This is a genomic window from Pseudomonas monteilii NBRC 103158 = DSM 14164, from assembly GCF_000730605.1.
Classification (GTDB): Bacteria; Pseudomonadota; Gammaproteobacteria; order Pseudomonadales; family Pseudomonadaceae; genus Aquipseudomonas; species Aquipseudomonas monteilii.
In genome coordinates this window covers 42,613-62,936 of the sequence record NZ_BBIS01000024.1, presented here as the reverse complement: position 1 = coordinate 62,936, position 20,324 = coordinate 42,613, and the positions used below count along the sequence as shown (strand labels likewise).

Sequence of the window (20,324 nt, the reverse complement as noted above, 5' to 3'; positions counted from 1 at the left end):
AGCCCGAAAAGGGCGCGCAGTGTAACGATAAAAAAGGCGATTGCTAAGTACTGGATTGCGGCATTTTGCGAATGTTTTGCGACGCCATTCGACACTGGGACCGCTTTGCGATCCCCTGCGTCATCCCAGGCTGGCTTTATAGCGCTGCAAAGCCGCCAACGAGTCGGGGCAATAGGGCTTGGTCAGACGCTCTTGCTCAGCCTGCTCAAGCCCAATGAACCGCGCCTCGATCACCTCTTCCGGCTGCAAGCGCAACGGCGCATCCGATACCGCCGAATACACCGCACACCACAACCGGTTGTCGGGCTGGTCAAAATAGAACCGCTCGTGAAACCGCAGCTCCACCCCTTCAATCCCCAGCTCCTCGGCCAGCTCACGCGCCGCCGATTCGGCATAACCCTCACCGGCTGTCACCATGCCGCCCGCCGCCACATCCCAGTACCCCGGGTACAGCGCTTTGCTCAAGGTCCGCCGGTGCACGCACAACTCACCGGCGCTATTGAACAGCAGAATGAACGTGCAACGCCCGATCAACCCCCGCTCGCGCAGTTCGGCGCGGGGCAACGCTCCAAGCACCTGATCGGCTTCGTCCACCCAGGTGACCTGTTCGCGGTCGGAAGCCGCCCGGTGGGCGGCCTCGTTTGGGCTTATGGCCATTATCAACCCTGCGACAGCAGCTGACGCAGGTCGATGACCGCAGCGTTAGCCCGGGAAATGTAGTTGGCCATGACCAGCGAGTGGTTGGCCCACATGCCGAAACCACTGCCGTTGAGCACCATCGGGCTCCACAGCGGCTCTTGCGAGGCTTCCAGCTCACGAATGATCTGACGCACGCTGACCGTGGCGTTCTTCTTCGCCAGCACGTCGGCAAAGTCCACCTCGATGGCGCGCAGCAGGTGCGACAGCGCCCAGGCCTGGCCACGGGCTTCGTAGAACACGTTGTCGATCTGCAGCCATGGGGTTTCCACCAGCTCTTCGTCCACCTGCGGCGCCTGGCCGGCAACCACCGACTCGGTCTTTAGCGTGGTGTTCAGCTTCACCCGGCCAACGCTGGCCGACAGGCGCTGCGACAGCGAGCCTAGGCGGGTAGCCACGTCACCCAGCCAGTTGTTCAGGTTGTCGGCACGGGTGTAGAAGATCGCGCCCTTGTCGCCGGCAGCCAGACGGGTCTGGTAGCGGGTCAGCGACTTGATGCCCTCTTCGAACTCCGACTCGCTCGATGGCAAGATCCAGCTCTTGTTGTCGAAGTTGAAGCGCGGCTCGGCCTTGGCCAGGTCGGCGTCCTCGGTGGACTGCGACTGCGAACGGGCAAAGTCCTTGCGCAGGGCGCGGGACAGGTCGCGGACCTGGACCAGCACGCCGTATTCCCAGCTCGGCATGTTGTCCATCCACAGCCCGGGCGGGAAGCGGTCGTTGGAAATGTAGCCGCCCGGCTTGTTCAGCAAGGTGCCGGCCACGGACTTGAGGGTTTCGAGGGTGGTATAACCCACCACCATCTGCTGGCCGGTGCGCTCGGCAGCGGCTTGGGCATTCTGCTGCACCGGGAACAGCGCAGGCTCCTGGCTCCAGTACCAGCCCAGGCCGATACACACCAGCAGGTACAACCCGATAAGGGTCCCCAGGGCACGGCTCCAAAGGCCGCCAAGGTAGCTACGGGCAGCAGCGCCGCGGCCATCGACACGCTCGCGGGGCTCGGCTTTGGCCTCGCGATTTTTCCAGTCCAGCATGGCTTTGTCCTTAATCAGTCACGACGGTTCAGAGGCTTGGACCACAGGCCTGCGCCAGGGTGCCACGGCAAGCCCGTGTGACAGCACTATAAAGCAGACACCACCGTACGCATAAGCGACCAATCGGTCAGCAACTGAATATTCGTTCTGGCCGCTTTGTTGATGCAGGGCACTCACGTATTCGGTAAGAGCTGCTAGCATACAGCCATCATTGCCCCTGCACACCCCAACCTATAAGTAGCCAGGACATGAGCCAAGCAGTCGAGCCGAGCCCGCAGTGCCCCGCCCAACAGGCGACGCGTAGCGGCCTGCGCAAGGATGACCCGCTCGACCAGGTGCTGCTGCCGCCCCTGCGTAAACCGGTGTACATCCTGCTGCAGGACCACGAGCGTGCCCAGCGTTTGGCCCAGCAACTGGAATTCTTCGGCCTGGTGGTGCAAGCGTTGCCAAGCGCTGCGGCGCTCTGCGCTTCGATCAGCGAGTACTCACCCTCGGCCATCATCATGGACGTCGACTTCACCGGCGCTGGCCAAGGCTTGCTGCTGGCCGTCCAGGTGCAGCAGGCGCTGGCGCAACCTGTTCCGCTGCTGTTCTTCAGCCACCACGAAGCCGACACCCCGACCCGCCTGGCCGCCGTGCGCGCGGGTGGCCAGGACTTTCTCACCGGCAGCCTGGAGGCTTCCAGCCTGCTGGAGAAGGTCGAACTGCTGACCAACGCCAGCCCGCACGACCCGCTGCGCGTGCTGATCATCGACGACTCGCGCACCCAGGCCCTGTATACCGAGCGGGTGCTGGCCAGCGCCGGTATGGTAACCCGCAGCCTGACCGACCCGATCCGCACCATGGCAGAGCTTGCCGACTTCCAGCCCGACCTCATCATTCTCGACCTGTACATGCCAGCCTGTACCGGCCCGGAGCTGGCCAAGGTGATTCGCCACAGCGACCGCTACGTGAGCGTGCCGATCATCTACCTGTCTGCCGAAGACGACCTGGACAAACAGCTGGACGCCATGAGCGAAGGCGGGGATGACTTCCTGACCAAACCGTTTCGCTCACGCCACCTGATCACCACCGTGCGCAACCGCGCCGCCCGTGCCCGGCACCTGAAGGCGCGAATGGTGCGCGACAGCCTGACAGGGCTGTACAACCACACCCACATCCTGCAACTGCTGGAAGACTGCAGCTTCCGCGCCCGCCGTGAACAGCAACCGTTGAGCTTTGCCATGCTCGACATCGACCATTTCAAGAAGATCAACGACCGCCATGGCCACCCCATGGGCGACCGGGTGATCAAGAGCCTGGCCCTGTTTCTCAAGCAGCGTTTGCGCAAGACTGACTTCATCGGCCGCTACGGCGGCGAGGAGTTCGCCATTGTCATGCCCAACACCGCGCTGGACGCAGCACACAGGGTGCTGGACGAAATCCGCCGGCGCTTTGCCGAAATTCTCTACCCGGCACAACCCCGGGATTTGCAGTGCACGTTCAGTGCAGGTGTGGTGCAGCTGGATGACGGGCTCGATGCGCTGACCATGGCCAGTGCGGCGGACGAGGCGTTGTACCGGGCCAAGCATGCCGGGCGCAACTGTGTAGTGCGTGTAGAACCCTGACCAGTTTCACCAGTACAGGCACTGTGCCACTTTTTTTCTGACGCCAGCCCCTTGTCGTCATCACCCGGTCACAAAATCGCAATAACTTCAGGCGCCTACCTCTACTCCCCTGCGCAGGAAGTTCGCGGCTATGCGCCTGAAGTGGCTGACCAATTTCAACACCCTGTTGCTGGTGACCGTGTGCCTCGCCTTGGGCGCCACCTTGTGGTGGTCGCAGCGCGCCCTCGAGCGCCCCTACCAGATGATGGAGCGTTACCTGGGCCTGTCCCAGCAGTTTCAGAACCTGGCGGCACGCAACATCCAGGCGTACCTGGCCAGCGGCGACGCCCTGCGTCATGCCGCCGCCATGGAGGCCAACCAGCAGCTGCAGGCCGCCCTGGCCGAATGGCCCGTTGAGCTGGCCGACACATTACGCCCAAGCCTGGACAGCCTGCAGGCCTTCACCGCCAATGAGTTGCTGGCCGCTGGCAAGCTGGCCGGTGACCCACAAGCCCTGCTGCTGCAGGCCGAGCGGGAGCTGGGAGCCAACGTCGAACAACTGGCCGGCTACGCTCGCGACAGCGGCAACGCCGATGCCAACCGCTACCTGTTGCCATTGCTCGATGCCACTGTGCACCTGAGCCGCCTTTCGCTGGCCCGGGACAAACTGGTCAATAGCGGCCGCCCGGAGCTTGCCGACGAGGTGGAGCGCGAGCTGCAACTGATCCGCGCCCAGGCTCAAGCCATCGATGCCTTGCCCTTGCTTGGCGTAACCCGCGCCGCCGAGTCCGGTGCCGACGACTTCGCCGCGATGATGGGCCTTGAGACCCAGGCCAATGCCCAGCAGGAAGACATCGCGGTTGGCCTAAAGCGTGAACTGCAAAGCCTGCTGAGCCGCTACCCGGCTGAATTGCAGCGTACCCGCGAACAGATCGAACGCCGCGGCGCCCTGGCCGCCAGCACTAATCAACGCCTTGAGGCCGTGCAGCTAGCCATTGCAGCATTGGAACCCGAAGTGCGTGGCCAGCATGCGAAAATTGCCGCCGAGGTGCGCATCATCCAGGGTTTGATGATTGGCTTGATCCTGCTGATCGCCTTGTTGATCGACACCCTGCAGCGCCGCCTGACGCGTACCCTCACCGGCCTGGCACCCGCCTTGTCACGGTGGGCCGAAGGCGACTTCGCCCAAGGTATCGCCCTGGGCAAGACCAACCGCGAACTGCGCGACATCCAGGAATCGCTCAACCGCCTGCGCCAGTACCTGGTGGAACTGGTAGGCACCATCCGCCACAACGCCGAGCAAGTGGCGGGCAGCAGCCACGCGCTGGCCGGCATGAGCGCCGCCCTGCACGACGGCGCCGAACGCCAGGCGGGCGATACCGGGCAGATCCGCGACGCACTGAGCGAACTGGAAGCGACCATCCAGCAAGTGGCAGGTGATGCCAGCGCCGCCGCCGACGCCAGCCGCGATGCCGGGCGTGCGGTGGAGCAAGGCCAGGCGGTGATCGGCCAGAGCCTGTCAGGTTTGCGTGAACTGGTTGATGAAGTGCAAGGCAACGCCCGCATGATCGAGCAACTGGCGGAAGAGTCGGCCACCATCGGCGGGGTGCTGACGGTGATCCGCTCGATTGCCGAGCAAACCAACCTGCTGGCGCTGAACGCCGCCATCGAAGCGGCGCGTGCGGGTGAGATGGGCCGTGGCTTCGCCGTGGTAGCCGATGAAGTGCGCTCGCTGGCGCAACGCACCACGGGGGCTACCGGCGAGATTCAGGCACTGATCGACCGCCTGCAGCAAGCCGCGAGAAGTTCGGTAGCAGGGATGCGTGCGCAGCTTGAGCATGCCGAGGCCACAGCCAACCAGGCCCAAGCGGCAGATGGCGCACTGGACGAGATTGTCTGTGCCATTCGCACCATCTCGGATACCGCCGTGCGGATTGCCGATGTCACGGCGCAGCAGAGCGGCGCGGTGAGTGAGATTCGTGACCACAGCGAACGGATTCATGAGTTGGGTGAGGACAACCTGCAGCGCATTGGTGAGGGGCGCGAGCAAGGCGAGCAGTTGTTGGGCCTGGGCGGTGAGCTGAATCGGGCGGTGCGGGCGTTCAGGGTGTGAACTGGCGGGTGCTCGCCATGACATGTGCAGTGCCTGGGAGATCGAGCGCCCCGCGGGCGGCGCTCGATCTCCCAGGCGCTAAAAATGTCATGGCAAGCCCAGCTGGCCCCATCCTCCACCAACTCCGCTATCATGCCGGCACGTTCCACCTCGCGAGTCCGCCATGCGCCGCCTGTTTTTCCTGCTGTTCCTGCTGCTGGCCAGCCCTGCCTTCGCCACGGGCCTGCTCGACAACCGCCCCAGCGCCACCCTCGGGGCCGCTTCGCTGTCCAATAATGCCGACTTCCTGCCGGTGCACGAGGCCTTCAAGCTCAGCCTGATCCAGGCCGATGCGCACACCCTCAAGCTGCGCTTCGTCGCCACCGAGGGCTACTACCTTTACCGCCACCGCTTCCAGTTCCGCACCGAGCCGGCCGACGTTGCCCTGGGCACGCCGAACATCCCCAAAGGCGAAGCCAAGCACGATGAGTTCTTCGGCGACGTCGAGGTTTACCACGGCGTGGTCGACATCGAACTGCCGCGCACCGACCCGCGTGCCTTCACCCTGCTGGTGGGCTACCAGGGTTGCGCCGACAAGGGCCTGTGCTACCCACCGGAAACCGAACGCCTGAGCATCGATGGCGAAAGCGGCGCAAATACGCCGGGCGCTGCCGAACACGCCTGGAACTGGAAATCACTGCTGCTGTTCTTCCTTGCCGGCGTCGGCCTGACCTTCACCCCGTGCGTGTTGCCGATGCTGCCGATCCTGTCTGGCGTGGTGCTGCGTGGCCAGGTCGGCGGCCTGCGCGGGCTCGCTCTATCGCTGGCCTACGTGCTGCCGATGGCGGCCAGCTTCGCCGTACTCGGCGCGCTGATGGGCCTGTTCGGTGCCGGCCTTAACCTGCAGGCCCGTCTGCAATCGGCCTGGGTGCTGGTGCCGTTCGCGCTGTTCTTCGTGGTGTTCGCCCTGGCCATGTTCGGCCTGTTCGAAATCAAGCTGCCGCAGGCCCTGAGCAACCGTCTGAACAACGTCGCCAACCACACCAAGGGTGGCTCGCTGCTCGGCGCGGCCGTGCTCGGCGTGCTTTCCAGCCTGCTGGTTTCGCCGTGCGTATCCGCCCCCTTGGCCGGTGCCCTGCTGTACATCAGCGCCAGCGGCGATGCCGTGGGCGGCGCGCTCAAGCTGTTTGCCCTGGGCCTCGGCATGGGCGCGCCATTGCTGTTGGTAGCCACCGGTGGCGCAGCCTGGCTGCCCAAAAGCGGCCCTTGGATGAATACCGTGAAAAACGCCATCGGTGTCCTGCTGCTGGGGCTGGCCATCGGCTTGCTCAGCCGCGTGCTGCCGGGCCCGCTTACCTTGCTGCTGGTCGGTTTCCTCGCCGCTGGCGTGGCGCTGTTCCTCGGCGCCCTGGAGTTCGTTGTAAAAAGCGCACGCCAGCGCCTGGCCCAACTGCTGGGCCTGGGCTTGCTGGTCTACGCCCTGGCTTGCTGGTATGGCGCGCTGAGTGGCCAAGGCGACCCGCTGCGCCCGCTGCCGGTTGCAACACTGGCGGTCAGCGGCGACAGCCCGGCGGCAAAGGCGGATGCCTGGCAAACCATCACCACTCCCGCCGCACTGGACGCGGCGCTGGCCCAGGCCAAGGCGGCAGGCCAGCCCGTGCTGCTGGACTGGTACGCCGACTGGTGCATCAGCTGCAAAGTGATCGAGCATGAAGTGCTGAACGCGCCACAGGTGCAAACGCAGCTGACCGGCTTCAAGTTGGTGCGTTTCGACATCACCGAGAGCAATGCCGAGCAACGTACACTGCTCGACCGCTATCAGCTGTTCGGCCCCCCCGCCTTGCTCTTCTTTGCCGCGAACGGCAGCGAAATGACCGCCGATCAGGTGATTGGCGAGATAAACGCCGGTGAATTTGCGCAAATTCTGACACGCGTGCGCGGGAAAGTCGGTCTATAACTTCCCCCGTGCCGGGAAAAATCCTGAAATAGGTGACCAGATTTAAGTATTTGGTCACATACTTCGCGCGAATCTCGGACATCGTGCTGGCTACTGCCGGGAACTGGACACCTGCCGTCGCTTTGCGGCACACTCGCCGCGCTGTGTCGAATTGCCCTACAAACCCAAGGAATCCGCAGATGGCAACGCTACTGGTGCTCCACGGCCCCAACCTCAACCTGCTCGGTACCCGCGAGCCAGGCCACTACGGCGCCGTGACCCTGGCCCAGATCAACCAGGACCTGGAGCAACGTGCCCGCGCCGCAGGCCACCATTTGCAATACCTGCAGAGCAATGCCGAGTACGAACTGATCGATCGTATTCACGCCGCACGCAACGAGGGTGTGGACTTCATCCTGATCAATCCGGCTGCTTTCACCCACACAAGCGTCGCATTACGTGACGCATTGCTTGCGGTGAGCATCCCATTCATCGAAGTGCACCTGTCCAACGTGCACAAACGCGAACCGTTCCGTCACCACTCCTACTTTTCCGATGTTGCCGTAGGGGTGATCTGCGGCCTGGGCGCCAGCGGTTATCGCCTGGCCCTGGAGTCCGCGCTGGAACAACTGGCTGCCAACGCACAGCCCAAATGATGAAAACCCTGGCCTCAGTGGGCCAGGGTTCTAGAGAAACGTTCAGTTACGTTTTTTTGTATTTCGCCCCCTGACCGAACCTTTGGGAGTTGATGATTAATGGATATCCGTAAAGTCAAGAAACTGATCGAGCTGCTGGAAGAGTCTGGCATCGACGAACTGGAGATCAAGGAAGGCGAAGAGTCGGTCCGTATCAGCCGTCACAGCAAAACCCCGGCTGCCCAACAGTACTTCGCACCGGCTCCAGTAGCCGCTGCTGCGCCTGTTGCCGCCCCGGTTGCCGCTGCCGCTCCAGCCGCCGAAGCTGCCGCCGCCGCCCCGGCCCTGAAAGGCACCGTGATCCGCTCGCCAATGGTAGGTACCTTCTACCGCAAGCCTTCGCCGACCTCGCCGAACTTCGCTGAAGTGGGCCAGACCGTGAAGAAAGGCGACACCCTGTGCATCGTCGAAGCCATGAAGATGATGAACCACATCGAAGCCGATGTTGGCGGTGTCATCGACGCCATCCTGGTAGAAGACGGCCAGCCGGTTGAGTTCGACCAGCCGCTGTTCACCGTCGTTTGAATCGCGGAGAGCCAACGATGTCTGGGAAGCTCGAAAAAGTCCTGATCGCCAACCGCGGGGAAATTGCCCTGCGGATCCTGCGTGCCTGCAAAGAGCTGGGCATCAAAACCGTCGCTGTGCACTCCACCGCCGACCGTGAACTGATGCACCTGGGCCTGGCAGACGAGTCGGTCTGCATCGGTCCTGCATCGTCCAAGGATTCCTACCTGCATATCCCGGCAATCATCGCTGCCGCCGAAGTCACCGGCGCCACCGCGATTCACCCGGGCTACGGCTTCCTGGCAGAAAACGCCGACTTCGCCGAGCAGGTTGAAAAATCCGGTTTCGCCTTCATCGGCCCGAAAGCCGACACCATTCGCCTGATGGGCGACAAGGTTTCGGCCAAGGACGCGATGATCAAGTCGGGCGTACCGACCGTACCGGGCTCCGATGGCCCGCTGCCGGAAGACGAAGAAGTCGCCCTGGCGATTGCCCGTGACGTCGGTTACCCGGTGATCATCAAGGCCGCCGGTGGCGGTGGTGGTCGCGGCATGCGCGTGGTGCATAAGGAAGAGGACCTGATTGCCTCGGCCAAGCTCACCCGTACCGAAGCCGGTGCAGCCTTCGGCAACCCGATGGTCTACCTGGAGAAGTTCCTGACCAACCCACGCCACGTGGAAGTCCAGGTACTGTCCGACGGCCAGGGCAACGCCATTCACCTGGGCGACCGTGACTGCTCGCTGCAGCGCCGTCACCAGAAGGTGCTGGAAGAAGCACCAGCCCCGGGCATCGACGAGAAAGCCCGCCAGGAAGTGTTCAAGCGTTGCGTCGATGCGTGCATCGAGATCGGCTACCGTGGTGCGGGTACGTTCGAGTTCCTGTACGAGAACGGCCGCTTCTACTTCATCGAGATGAACACCCGCGTGCAGGTTGAGCACCCGGTGTCCGAGATGGTGACCGGTATCGACATCGTCAAGGAGATGCTGAGCATCGCCGCTGGCAACAAGCTGTCGTACCGCCAGGAAGACGTGGTGATTCGTGGCCACTCGCTGGAATGCCGTATCAACGCCGAAGACCCGAAGAAGTTCATCCCGAGCCCAGGCAAGGTGAAGCACTTCCACGCACCAGGCGGCAACGGCGTACGCGTCGATTCGCACCTGTACAGCGGTTATTCGGTTCCGCCGAACTACGACTCGCTGATCGGCAAGCTGATCACCTACGGCAAGGACCGCGACGAAGCCATGGCACGCATGCGCAATGCACTGGACGAGATCGTCGTCGACGGCATCAAGACCAACATCCCACTGCACCGCGACCTGGTGCGTGATGAAGGTTTCTGCAAAGGCGGCGTCAACATTCATTACCTCGAACACAAGCTGGCCAACGAGCATTGATCGAGTAGTGTGATGCACCAAAAACCCCGGCCTTGTGCCGGGGTTTTTTATTTCACCATGACTCCAGCACCGAAATTCGCTGGACTACGCTACAGCCCGATACAGCAGGTTTATCAATGACTTAAGCGAGTTCAACATATGCCGGTGCTTTCCGAAACCTGACCTGACTTCCGACCGCCTGACTCCTATCCGGCCCTTGGAATCCAGGTCTTTCCAAGGAGTCATCATGGCTAAGATCAAACTCACTAAGTCCGCTGTCGATGCGGCGCAACCCCAGGCAGAGGCCGTCGAACTCCGGGACACGCTGGTCCCCGGCTTCCTGTGCAAGATTACCCCGGCGGGTCGCAAGGTGTTCATGCTCCAGTACCGGACGAACGCTGGCGAGCGCCGCAAGCCCTCGCTAGGACTGTACGGGGAGCTGACCGTCGAACAGGCGCGGTCGCTGGCGCAGGAATGGCTGGCCCAAGTCCGCCGAGGCGGAGATCCCGCCGCAGAGAAGGCGGAGGCGCGCCAGGCACCTACGGTCAAGGAGCTATGCACGAAGTTCATGGAGGACTACTCCAAGAAGCGCAACAAGCTCAGCACCCAAGCCGGCTATCAGGCTGTCATCAATCGCAACATTATTCCGCTGCTGGGACGCAAGAAAGTTCAGGACGTGAAGCGTCCTGAAATCGCCGGACTGATGGAAAAGCTTTCGTACAAGCAGACCGAGGCGAACAAGGTATTCAGCGTCTTGCGCAAGATGTTCAACATGGCCGAGGTATGGGGCTATCGGCCCGACGGTACCAACCCTTGCCGTCACGTCCCGATGTTCCCTGCCGGCAAATCGACTCACCTCATCAGCGACGAAGAAATGGGCAACCTGTTCCGACAGCTCGACAAGATCGAGTCGGAGGGGCTGGAGAACTACGTCATCCCTTTGGGAATCCGCCTGCAGTTCGAGTTCGCCGGCCGCCGCTCGGAAATCATCGCGCTGGAATGGAACTGGGTTGACTTGCAGAACCGGCGCGTCGTCTGGCCTGACAGCAAGACAGGCGGCATGTCTAAGCCCATGAGCGAGGAAGCCTATCGGCTACTCTCGACGGCACCCCGGCAGGAGGGTAGCCGCTATGTGCTGCCTTCTCCTAGCCACGCTGGCAAGCATCTAACCACGGGCGAGTATTACGGTGGCTGGAGCCGTGCGCTCAAGGCGGCTGGCGCTACGCACGTGGGCACGCACGGCATCCGCCACCGTTCGGCGACCGACATTGCCAATTCGGGCATCCCGGTCAAGGTCGGCATGGCGCTAACGGCGCACAAGACCGTCGTCATGTTCATGCGCTACGTCCACACCGAGGATAAGCCGGTGCGAGAGGCGGCCGAACTGGTGGCGAATCGGCGTAAGACGATCACCGGGATGCAGGGAGCCAAGGAGGTGGCCGCATGACCCGGCGCAAGGCATCCGTCTCAGCGCCAGCAGCGCCGCCCGCGCTGCTGGGCGACATCCGGGCACTGATCGAAGCGTCGCGCCAGCGCGTCGCCTCGGCGGTCAATGCCGAGCTGACATTGCTGTTCTGGCGCATTGGCCAGCGCATCCATACGGAAGTGCTTGCCGGGCAGCGGGCCGGGTACGGCGACGAAATCCTGCCGACCCTGGCGGCGCAGCTTGTCCGCGACTACGGACGTAGCTTCGCGGACAAGAACCTGCGCCGGATGGTGCAGTTCGCCGCCACCTTCTCGGACGAGCCAATTGTCGTGACGCTGTCACGACAATTGAGCTGGTCGCATTTCGTGGCGCTGCTGCCGCTAAAAGACCCGCTCCAGCGGGACTACTACGTGCAAATGGCCAGCGCCGAACGCTGGAGCGTGCGGACGCTACGCGAGCGCATCGACTCGATGCTATACGAGCGCACGGCGCTGTCCAAGAAGCCGGACGAGACGATCACGCAAGAGCTGGCGGCGATGCGCGATGCGCAGCGCATGTCGCCGGCGCTGGTCATGCGCGACCCGTACATCCTCGACTTCCTGGGCCTGCGCGATACCTGGCAGGAAGGCGACCTGGAAGCCGCGATCATCCGCGAAATGGAGTCTTTTTTGCTGGAGTTGGGCGCGGGCTTCTCTTTCCTAGCCCGGCAGAAACGCATCCAGATCGACGACGAGGATTTCCACCTGGACCTGCTGTTCTATAACCGCAAGCTGCGGCGGCTGGTGGCGGTGGAGTTGAAGATCGGCGAGTTCAAGGCAGCATACAAGGGGCAGATGGAGCTTTATTTGCGTTGGCTCGACAAGCACGAACGCGAACCGGAGGAAGCCTCGCCGCTGGGCATCATTCTTTGTACCGGCAAGAAGTCAGAGCAGATCGAGTTGCTGGAGCTGGACAAGTCGGGCATCCACGTAGCCGAATACCTGACGACCCTGCCGCCGCGTGCGGTGCTGGGGGAGCGGTTGCAGCAGGCGACCGAACGGGCGCGGTTGCAGATCGAGCAGCGGCAGCCTGGCGAGAAGTCCTGACAGCAGCATCTGTCCAACCGTACACCCAAACCACAGCACGAGCATGTGGCAACGGATCTCTTGCTCTATCGAGGCTCCATGCTAGTGTGGAATCGCCATAGGCCGATAAGGAACTGGCCTGCGGCTCAAGGATGCGCTGGGGCTAGTGGGCGCGAGCGCCCAATCACATGATTATCGCGGGCAGCAGCGCCATGTTCTATGCCGATCGCTGTTTTAATTAAATATCTCAAACTATAAAGTCAGTTAATTTTTTCAAAATATTCACGAATCAAGTCATCATTTTTTAAATACGAATCGAGAACCTGAAACAGAAAAAGATCCCCGCTAATATTTATATCAAACGGGATCATTGAGTTATCTATTTTGAATGTCTTTATTTTTCTATGCCCCTTGATGTTGGCATTGCTCAATCTTTCTTGATAGCTATCCAACGTATATACGATAAATTCGTGATCCAAGTGAGTTATAAAAAAATCATCGCCTTTTGAACTGTATTCAAGATGGATGACTTGCGTTACGACGTCGTCGCCTGCCACCTCAAAGTCCTCCATCAATTCTTCAAAAGTCAAACTTAGCTTCTCTGCGTCATGGTGAATCCATAGATTGTTCTCATATTTATCGGTGGAGTAGAACTTTGACAATCTAGGAAGGGAAGATATTTTCAATCGCAACGGAGCGCCAAACTCCATCTCCTCCATTGCAGGGACATAATCGGAGACGTAATCAATCCTGAATGCTATTTCGGACAGCATTCCTTTTTCAATGAGTTCCTCGATAGAGGTAAGCAGCTTCCTCGGAACTTTTATCCAGAAGTGTCGCCCTATGCGTTCATCGCGTATTGTCTGACTATCCTTGTCGTTGAATATCTGAATATTCTCGTTCAGGCTGACAAGACTATATTTAGAGAACTGAGCATCTTCCTTTCTTATGTCAATTCCAATTTTCTCGTACTCACGTTCAACTACCTTGGAATATTTTAGCTCCAGCATCTCAGCCCTCCCCATGATTGATTGGTGCTTGGAATAAAAAATGCAGCCAATGCGATAATTTGCGTAATTTTCTTTTATGTACGAAACACCATCTTCGTCATGGATATGCTTGTAGGAATTGTTGAGAATTTCTAGCGATCCCGGATACTCGTTGAGATAATTATTTAAGTAGTCCATTAAATGCTGGATTGTCTTTATAGCCAATCGCTTGTCCACTAGATCAAGCTGTGGCCCATAAAACTTGGCTGCGTTTGGATGGTCGCGTTTGGCTTCAAATTCTTTCAGAATGGCCGCCTTTTCATTCATGCAGCCCTCCGTATAAGCACGCATTACGTCTGCCTGAAAGCTCTCATTTGCCAGAGAGGTTTGGATGAGGGGAAGCAATTTCTTGACAAAGATCGGGTCTTTATTAAGAAAGACGTAGCAAAATTTCCCAAAGCTGAATAACGCGATTTTTTCCGAAGAAAATTCATTGATTTCTTCAAAGATATTTTTCATATTTTTTACTCAACTCGCCGTAGTCCAAATAGTAAGCGACGGAACCTTGAGCGTCTCCACTTTGTGGATCGCGCTGCTCCACGTTCGCTATTCGCTCATCCCTGACGGGACTGGCATTCGCCAGCCCTCCACGGCCCGACACTGTGATCCGGGCCTGCGCGCTCCGCTTGCATGTTGAGCTGGCGACAGCAGGGCATGCAGAGCGAGCCGCGCGCAGATGATTCAGCCAAACGCTAAACAAAGCTGTAGGGCATCCCATAGAGAGCGCGGTTGCGCTACTCGTGATTTCTATGGAATTTGATCGTATCCAAAACTGCATGAGGCAAGCTTGCGAGTTACTTGATACTCTTCGCCAGAATACTGGCGAACTCGACCTCGTTCCGAAACAAGGTGCAGGTTCTTCCTTGCCCGCGAACCAATGACATACAGCAATTTCATCGCGCTTTCTTGACCGTTCGGATCATTGAAATGCGGCACCATATCTTCTAATAATGCATAAGCGATCACTGCATCGAACTCGGCTCCCTTGACGCCGTGTATCGTCGAGATGGTGATTCCAGTCCTATGCTGAAATACCTTCCTGAATGTCTCAATATCGCCTATAAATTCGCTACCTTCACTCTTCAATCGATTTACCCGGGCTTGCGAACTATCGAAGAAGGCAACGTGATGCTCTTGAAGCAGCGTGAAAAGGCGAAAGTCGATTGCTAAGTTTGCAAACAGACGCTCGAAAAATGCGCTCAAGTAGGTAAGACCATCTGTTTCATCGATCTTAATTGCATTGCACTCCCTCAACAAGGACCTCCGCGTGAGCTTCGACACGCTAGCCCCGGCCGCCTCTAGGTCATTCAGAATCTCCCCGGCCCACCGCAGTCTGCGCACATACATTCCCGGCGATGCCTGAGTAAGTGCAATCTTAGAAAGCCTGTACCAGAAATTCTCTGTGTCCCGTGCAAAGGGAACCATACCGGGGCCATCGAATGAGTACTCCGGCATGCTGGCGACCAAACGACGTGTCATGCTTGCAAGATGCGTCCACTGTGGCGCGAGAATGCACACCTCGTGAGGTGAGATGCCCATAGTCTCAATGTTGAAACGGATGAGCCGGATGAGCTCAGCGTCCAGATCATTTTTGCTCACTGTGTCGTCGAATGAAATAAGGCTTGGGTACGCCTTGTCCTCGGATGCGGCTTCGATGCGTGTGTTGTGAACGTTGTAGTTTCCGAAGTACTCAATGATGCGCTCAGAAGAACGGTAGTTCCGCGACAGTTCGAGTTCGTCCAAATCGATATTGGCCATCGCCTTGAAATCCTCGAAGGCAATCGGATATCCGCCAAGCGATTGATAAATCGCCTGGTTAGGATCTCCGACAATAAAGGCCTTGGTCGCACCTTGACCAGCTTTCAGAATGGCGGTGATGATCGAATACTGAATTCGTTTGGTGTCCTGATACTCGTCGATCAGCACGAAAGAGAACAACTGTGCCAGAAGAGTGCTGATCGCAGGATGACGTGCGATCAGTTGGTACGCATAGTAAAGAATGAGCTCAAAGTCTAGCTGCCGACTTTCGTGCAGAATCTCAAAATACTTGCCCAATATGACGTGAAGACCCGAATGCTTCCAATCTTGTGGGCAGGAGAGCACATATCCAGTTTCGGTGTAATAAAACTCACAATCCCAGAATGTTATTTTTGGCTTCTGGTAAGGCTTGCACAATGCCTCCAGGATTTTCTCGCGCTCATGCTGATCGATCACACGGAAGCCTCGATCCAACGCTTCGTGATAGATGCCGTACGGTTTCAATATCCATTCAAGACAGAACGAATGTATCGTTCCTATCCATAATCGGGATGTATCCACCCCAAGGCTCTCAATGCGCTCGTGGATTTCGTCGGCGGCACGGTGCGTATAAGTGATGGCAACGACAAACTGCTTGTTCGATTTCAGCCTGGACAACTCATAGGCGATTTTGTAGGTGAGCGTGCGCGTTTTCCCGCTGCCCGGGCAAGCGATGAGAAAGACGCTCCCTGGCTTCAGAATGGCTGCTTCCTGCTCGGGATTCAGATCATCTTTGTTCCACATGAACATGATCAGAACACCGCGAGTACATCGTTGATGCGATCATCTGGGAACGTGGCAAGCATCTCGTTTCGGATGCCGACGAAGTCGATGTCTCCATTTCGGAAGGCCAGCAGCTTGGCCCTAAAGTCGTCGAATACGGCAGACGCAGTGAAGATATCTTCTGCATCGATGTAGTTCACGCGGTAGCTCAGCACGTTAAACCAGACTTCCTTAGTGACCACCGGATGCGCAAAAGCGATGGCGTCCAAGATGTACTTCGGAATGGCGGTCTGCGGATCGATCTTCTTTCCCAGCAAGATGGCAAACCATCCCTTGCCGTAGTTGTCCGCCATGGTCAATGCGCGCTGACCGAACAACGCGATGTCCGCTGATTCGAGCTCCGCCTTGGCCGTCGCGATGGTTGGTGCATCCTTGTAGACATCAGGAAGGATGCCGACCACCTTACGCGCATTGCCGGCGGCAATGAAGTCGACCTCGAAGGTATGGGGGGCAAAGAATGGAGAAACCCACCCGTTATCTTTGAAGGTGTCTTCCAATAACGCTTTCCTGGCGACCCCTTTTTCCTGGGATGCCTGATACTTGCCCTTGCGCCGGAGCAGCCCTTCGGAGTCTCCCGCCGCCGGCGTTGTGTCAATGATGGACTTGTCAAGGTCGGTGACGATGCTGCACCGCTTCCGGATTCGGGCATCATCGAAAAGAACCGCGACGTTCTGAAATCCAGTGCTGCGGATATTAATTAAACTGATGCCGAGTTCATCAAGGCTGACGCCTAGCACGTTCTTGATCAGGATCGGAACGAGAATTTCTTCTGCATCGCCCTCCACTAAGAGGACGCTCTTGGCAAACAACAAGTTGCTACGGACAGCATCCAGGTAGCGTTGAATGTTGCCGATCTCTTCTGGGTTTAGGCCAATTGCAGGCTGGTATGCCTCGCAACGATCACCTTCTCTGCCGAGGATGTTCACGTTCTGAACATTGCTGACCTCAGAGATGTGCGTCGAATGGGTCGAATAAATGATCTGTGTGTCGTCGTATTTGAGCTTGTCGAACAGTGTTTTCTGGATATGTGTGTGAATGTGAGCTTCCGGCTCTTCGATAAGCAGAAAGTTGGCGATCGACTGTTTAGCCTTTTGATACTTGAATTCAAGCAGTTTCAACGTGAGGAATATCAGGTTTGCTCCACCAAGGCTCAGCTCGTGGATCGGTCCTTCGTGGCTCTCCCCCGATTCGCCAACGAACAGCTTGAGCGACTGGAACAACTTGTCAGCTTCGTCTGGCAGATCCGACTTGATAGAAAGAGAAGACGGCGAATACGCCTCACCCGCCGCATCCTTGATGGTGTCTCTGATATCCGTCCGGACGACCTGCACGTCTGGCAACGCTTCGATGGAGTCATTCAATGCCTTTACCCCGTCGGTGATAGCCTGGAACGCCACGGGGTCGATATCGCCGCTCTTGCCCTTCAGAAGCGAAAAGAGCGGATTTGTCCGGTTGTTGTGAAATTCGGAGACGACGTCCCGTAGCGCCTGGACGAAAGTGAACGAAATTTCTTTGGAGACGGACAGCACGTTCGGAATCTTCGCGCCGATAACACGAAATTCAACCTCTTCATTGAATCGAACATTCGCGAAGTCGCCGACCACATCCTTATAGAAGGCCTCGTCGTTGAAGTCGGCTTCACTCCGACCTGTGAAAATCGTTTCATAGTCGTCGATGGTGACCGGGTTCAGGATAGCGTCGAGGCCTGCCTGATCACCATCGTTCAATTGAGAAAGTCGCAGCCTGATTTCCTTCTTCGGACGAAAGATCAGGTTGTAAGTGGCCTTGCCGTTCGCCTCTTCCTCAATTACGCCCGTCCCATGTCGGAAGAGCGCCTGCACTGATTCATCCGCAGAGATTTCCTCAAACTCAAGACTGATGATGATCCAATGTCCCTGCCAGCGCCCTAGGCCGCGATGAAAGTCGGTATGCTCCAGCCGGTAGGCAGAGCGAATCATGTTGTCATCAAGCAGCAATCTGATTGCGCGAAAGAGATTGGTTTTGCCAGATCCATTTTCGCCGATGACAGTGTTGATACCCTTCTGGAACAGCAGCTTCGTGTTGGGAAAGTTCCGGTAGTTGACCAGGCTGAGCTTGGATATATGCATTTGATTCAATCTTGTTGTTGAAATCCACATGCCGATCGGCCGATGGATTGGTTGAACACTGCAGCCATTGATCCCAACTACGGAATGGCCAACTGTCAGTTGGTTTTAGAACGGCACCGTGTCTAAGGTAGGAATCGGTTGGAGCGCATTTTTAATCTCGGTTAGCCTTGCAAGTAGTTCATCGAAAGTCACGATCACGATCTCTGCGAACGCATTTCGAACGAGCTCGAATGACTTTCTTTGCTGATGCTCTTGTGGCGTCATGCCAGCGACAACTATGCAGCGAACCGCATAGCTGTGGAGGTCGTATCGGTTCATGTTATTTTTTATGACGGGTAGTTCACTCTGCAATTTGAAACGCTGATCTAGAATTTGAGCAATCGCTCCACCCAATTCTGTCGATGGGCCAAAAACATCATCTCCACGATAGGGAGATTTTCCTAGCAGTTCGGTTTGCGGCTTTTTTATCTCAATGAGGCCAAGATTGCCCGTGGAAGCGGATGCGTATAGAAAATCTGAAAATTTTCCGCCGGACCCGTTAAGTCGCTTGCCACCTGCATAAGCTTGCCCCTGAACCAGCATGGCTGGAACGGCAAATGCAAGACTAAGTATGAAAGGATTTTCCAGAAAGAAGCTTTGCCACTTGCTTTCCGTCAGTCCTTTTCCAAGCATTTCCTGGTATCGCTCAATCAGTTGATTCAGTGTGATGAGCTCAATATCATTCTTTAATGCCAGCAGCGAGCGCGGCTCAGATTCCGCCAGTGCTTCTATATTGTCTTGAACCATGCGAACAGCGGCGCGCCGATCACGCTTGGAAAGCGTCACATGCTGCCGCCCACCATCGGTCATTTCCGTTAGTGCATCAGGTCTTACGCTCTTCTTTAGAGCGGGAAATTGTGCTGAATCGGCAGCATGTAATAAGGTCTGGTAGACATGAAATTGCTTGTCCTTGCGCGCGTCTCTCTGGTGGCGAGAGGCTATGCGATTTAATTCTTTTCTTAATTCATGAAATCTTCTTATTCCGAGAATAAAGAATGGCGAATCAATTTTCGCGTCATTTCCTTTGTGGACAATGAGTATGCTTACGTTTTCTAAGCTGGCGGCTGTTTCGCAAATTTGCCGATATTCCCACAGAAGCCCCAAACCGAATCGAAAATCTTTGGCAAACCCATCCGGCAACTGCTCAAGAAGCCCAACGACATCGTCAGTAGTCTCTGGCAGTATGTAGGGCTCGATAACAGGCCGAGCGACGACGATGCGTTCAAGGGTGCCGTATTTAGGTTGCAGGTAATCGTCGCGATCTTCTCGAATATTAAGAGGCCAAATGGTCAATCTGTCTGGACACACATTGAGCAGTCTCGCTATTGGCGAATCCGGCTTGCGCTCCGCTGCGGGAATATCAGTGAAGAAAACGTTAATGCCTTCCTCTTCCGGTTCGGCTGCTTCAATGACAAGGAAGGGGCCGCCGTCCAAACGCTCACGTTGATTGAATGCTGAAGGTCTGATAGATGCCATGAACTATTCTTGATCCCTACTGTTCAGAGAAACGATTTGCGGGCCTTGCCTCAGCGCAACCTTATGGTGCCTTCCGATCAGAATCGGACGACACACGATTGATGTCAAAGGGGAGTGCCTTATCTGCCGCGATTCGGGTCAGCAGCATCCGAATCGCATCCGAAATTGATAACCCCATTTCAGCCAGAACAACAGTTGCGGCTTCTTTAATCTGCCCGTCAATCCGGGCACGAACGACGTCGTTACTTGCCATTGTTGCGCTCACAATAGATGTAGCTACATTGTGGCTCATAAGTACTATTGCGTCACTTACATTTTGTTGTGAACAGTAGAGCATCCCGGCGTGCCGCCGTCGGGCTCGCGGGCGTTGCCCCGCGCCTCGTGCCGAGTCGCGGCCATGCGGCTTTGATCACTGATGCCTCCGGCCGTCTCTTCGCTCCTGGCCTGCGCGCGGCGCTTGCCCTCCAGGGGATCGGCTGGACAGCCCATCCCCGCCGCGCCTTGCTTGGCGCCCCTCGCATGCACCGAACAGGTTGCACCTGATCGACCAACAGCCATCCAGCTAGGCGTGCCGCTGGCACGCAGGGGCGCTCGCCGCGCGGCGTTGGTTTCAGCGCACCCCCTGGCCCATTGGCCGCTGTTCGTCTTTCCCCAAGTTCATCGCTTTTT

15 protein-coding genes are annotated in these 20,324 nt (G+C 57.8%); 8 read left to right on the top strand and 7 right to left on the bottom strand.

Translation table 11 applies throughout. From position 1 onward, the window contains the following. Window positions 1-120 precede the first annotated feature (120 nt). Window positions 121-657 (bottom strand): NUDIX hydrolase, encoded by a 537-nt coding sequence (locus PM2_RS13930; RefSeq protein ID WP_016715400.1) that lies wholly within the window; start codon window positions 655-657, stop codon window positions 121-123. 2 nt (window positions 658-659) lie between these two features. After that, window positions 660-1,727, bottom strand: coding sequence for a DUF2333 family protein (locus PM2_RS13925; protein WP_016715399.1), 1,068 nt, complete (start codon window positions 1,725-1,727; stop codon window positions 660-662). Between the two features lie 248 nt (window positions 1,728-1,975). Here PM2_RS13925 and PM2_RS13920 point away from each other — a divergent pair, with 248 nt between their 5' ends. The 8 genes from PM2_RS13920 to PM2_RS13885 all read left to right on the top strand — a co-directional run bounded on the left by PM2_RS13920 (window position 1,976) and on the right by PM2_RS13885 (window position 12,424). Beyond that, window positions 1,976-3,334: a GGDEF domain-containing protein gene (locus tag PM2_RS13920; RefSeq protein WP_016715398.1), complete on the top strand. Its 1,359-nt coding sequence runs from the start codon at window positions 1,976-1,978 to the stop codon at window positions 3,332-3,334. 130 nt (window positions 3,335-3,464) lie between these two features. Next, on the top strand, window positions 3,465-5,426 hold the full coding sequence (locus tag PM2_RS13915) for a methyl-accepting chemotaxis protein (RefSeq protein WP_028699144.1): 1,962 nt from the start codon (window positions 3,465-3,467) through the stop codon (window positions 5,424-5,426). 163 nt (window positions 5,427-5,589) lie between these two features. Then, complete coding sequence (locus PM2_RS13910) at window positions 5,590-7,362, top strand: protein-disulfide reductase DsbD (RefSeq protein ID WP_028699143.1); 1,773 nt, start codon at window positions 5,590-5,592, stop codon at window positions 7,360-7,362. A 179-nt stretch (window positions 7,363-7,541) separates the two neighbouring features. Continuing rightward, window positions 7,542-7,997, top strand: a complete 456-nt coding sequence (gene aroQ, locus PM2_RS13905; protein WP_003255330.1) for a type II 3-dehydroquinate dehydratase — start codon at window positions 7,542-7,544, stop codon at window positions 7,995-7,997. Between the two features lie 99 nt (window positions 7,998-8,096). Next, entirely contained in the window at window positions 8,097-8,561 is a 465-nt protein-coding gene (gene accB / locus PM2_RS13900) for an acetyl-CoA carboxylase biotin carboxyl carrier protein (RefSeq protein ID WP_016715395.1), read from the top strand. A gap of 17 nt (window positions 8,562-8,578) precedes the next feature. Continuing rightward, on the top strand, window positions 8,579-9,934 hold the full coding sequence (accC, locus tag PM2_RS13895) for an acetyl-CoA carboxylase biotin carboxylase subunit (RefSeq protein ID WP_016715394.1): 1,356 nt from the start codon (window positions 8,579-8,581) through the stop codon (window positions 9,932-9,934). A 226-nt stretch (window positions 9,935-10,160) separates the two neighbouring features. After that, entirely contained in the window at window positions 10,161-11,360 is a 1,200-nt protein-coding gene (locus tag PM2_RS13890; protein WP_004883034.1) for a tyrosine-type recombinase/integrase, read from the top strand. Next, window positions 11,357-12,424, top strand: coding sequence for a PDDEXK nuclease domain-containing protein (locus PM2_RS13885; protein ID WP_004883035.1), 1,068 nt, complete (start codon window positions 11,357-11,359; stop codon window positions 12,422-12,424). Before PM2_RS13890 ends, PM2_RS13885 begins: the two co-directional genes overlap by 4 nt. A 239-nt stretch (window positions 12,425-12,663) precedes the next feature. On the opposite strand, the gene PM2_RS13880 is transcribed toward PM2_RS13885, so the two are convergent. The 5 genes from PM2_RS13880 to PM2_RS30055 all read right to left on the bottom strand — a co-directional run bounded on the left by PM2_RS13880 (window position 12,664) and on the right by PM2_RS30055 (window position 19,947). After that, the gene (locus PM2_RS13880) at window positions 12,664-13,911 is read right to left on the bottom strand and encodes a hypothetical protein (RefSeq protein ID WP_004883036.1); all 1,248 of its coding nucleotides are present in this window, start codon (window positions 13,909-13,911) and stop codon (window positions 12,664-12,666) included. Between the two features lie 288 nt (window positions 13,912-14,199). After that, window positions 14,200-15,999 (bottom strand): UvrD-helicase domain-containing protein, encoded by a 1,800-nt coding sequence (locus PM2_RS13875; RefSeq protein WP_004883039.1) that lies wholly within the window; start codon window positions 15,997-15,999, stop codon window positions 14,200-14,202. Between the two features lie 2 nt (window positions 16,000-16,001). Further along, complete coding sequence (locus PM2_RS13870; protein ID WP_004883041.1) at window positions 16,002-18,140, bottom strand: AAA family ATPase; 2,139 nt, start codon at window positions 18,138-18,140, stop codon at window positions 16,002-16,004. 105 nt (window positions 18,141-18,245) lie between these two features. After that, window positions 18,246-19,655, bottom strand: a complete 1,410-nt coding sequence (locus PM2_RS13865; RefSeq protein WP_004883043.1) for a Shedu immune nuclease family protein — start codon at window positions 19,653-19,655, stop codon at window positions 18,246-18,248. A 61-nt stretch (window positions 19,656-19,716) separates the two neighbouring features. Beyond that, on the bottom strand, window positions 19,717-19,947 hold the full coding sequence (locus PM2_RS30055; protein WP_050554911.1) for a type II toxin-antitoxin system RelB/DinJ family antitoxin: 231 nt from the start codon (window positions 19,945-19,947) through the stop codon (window positions 19,717-19,719). Window positions 19,948-20,324 lie beyond the last annotated feature (377 nt).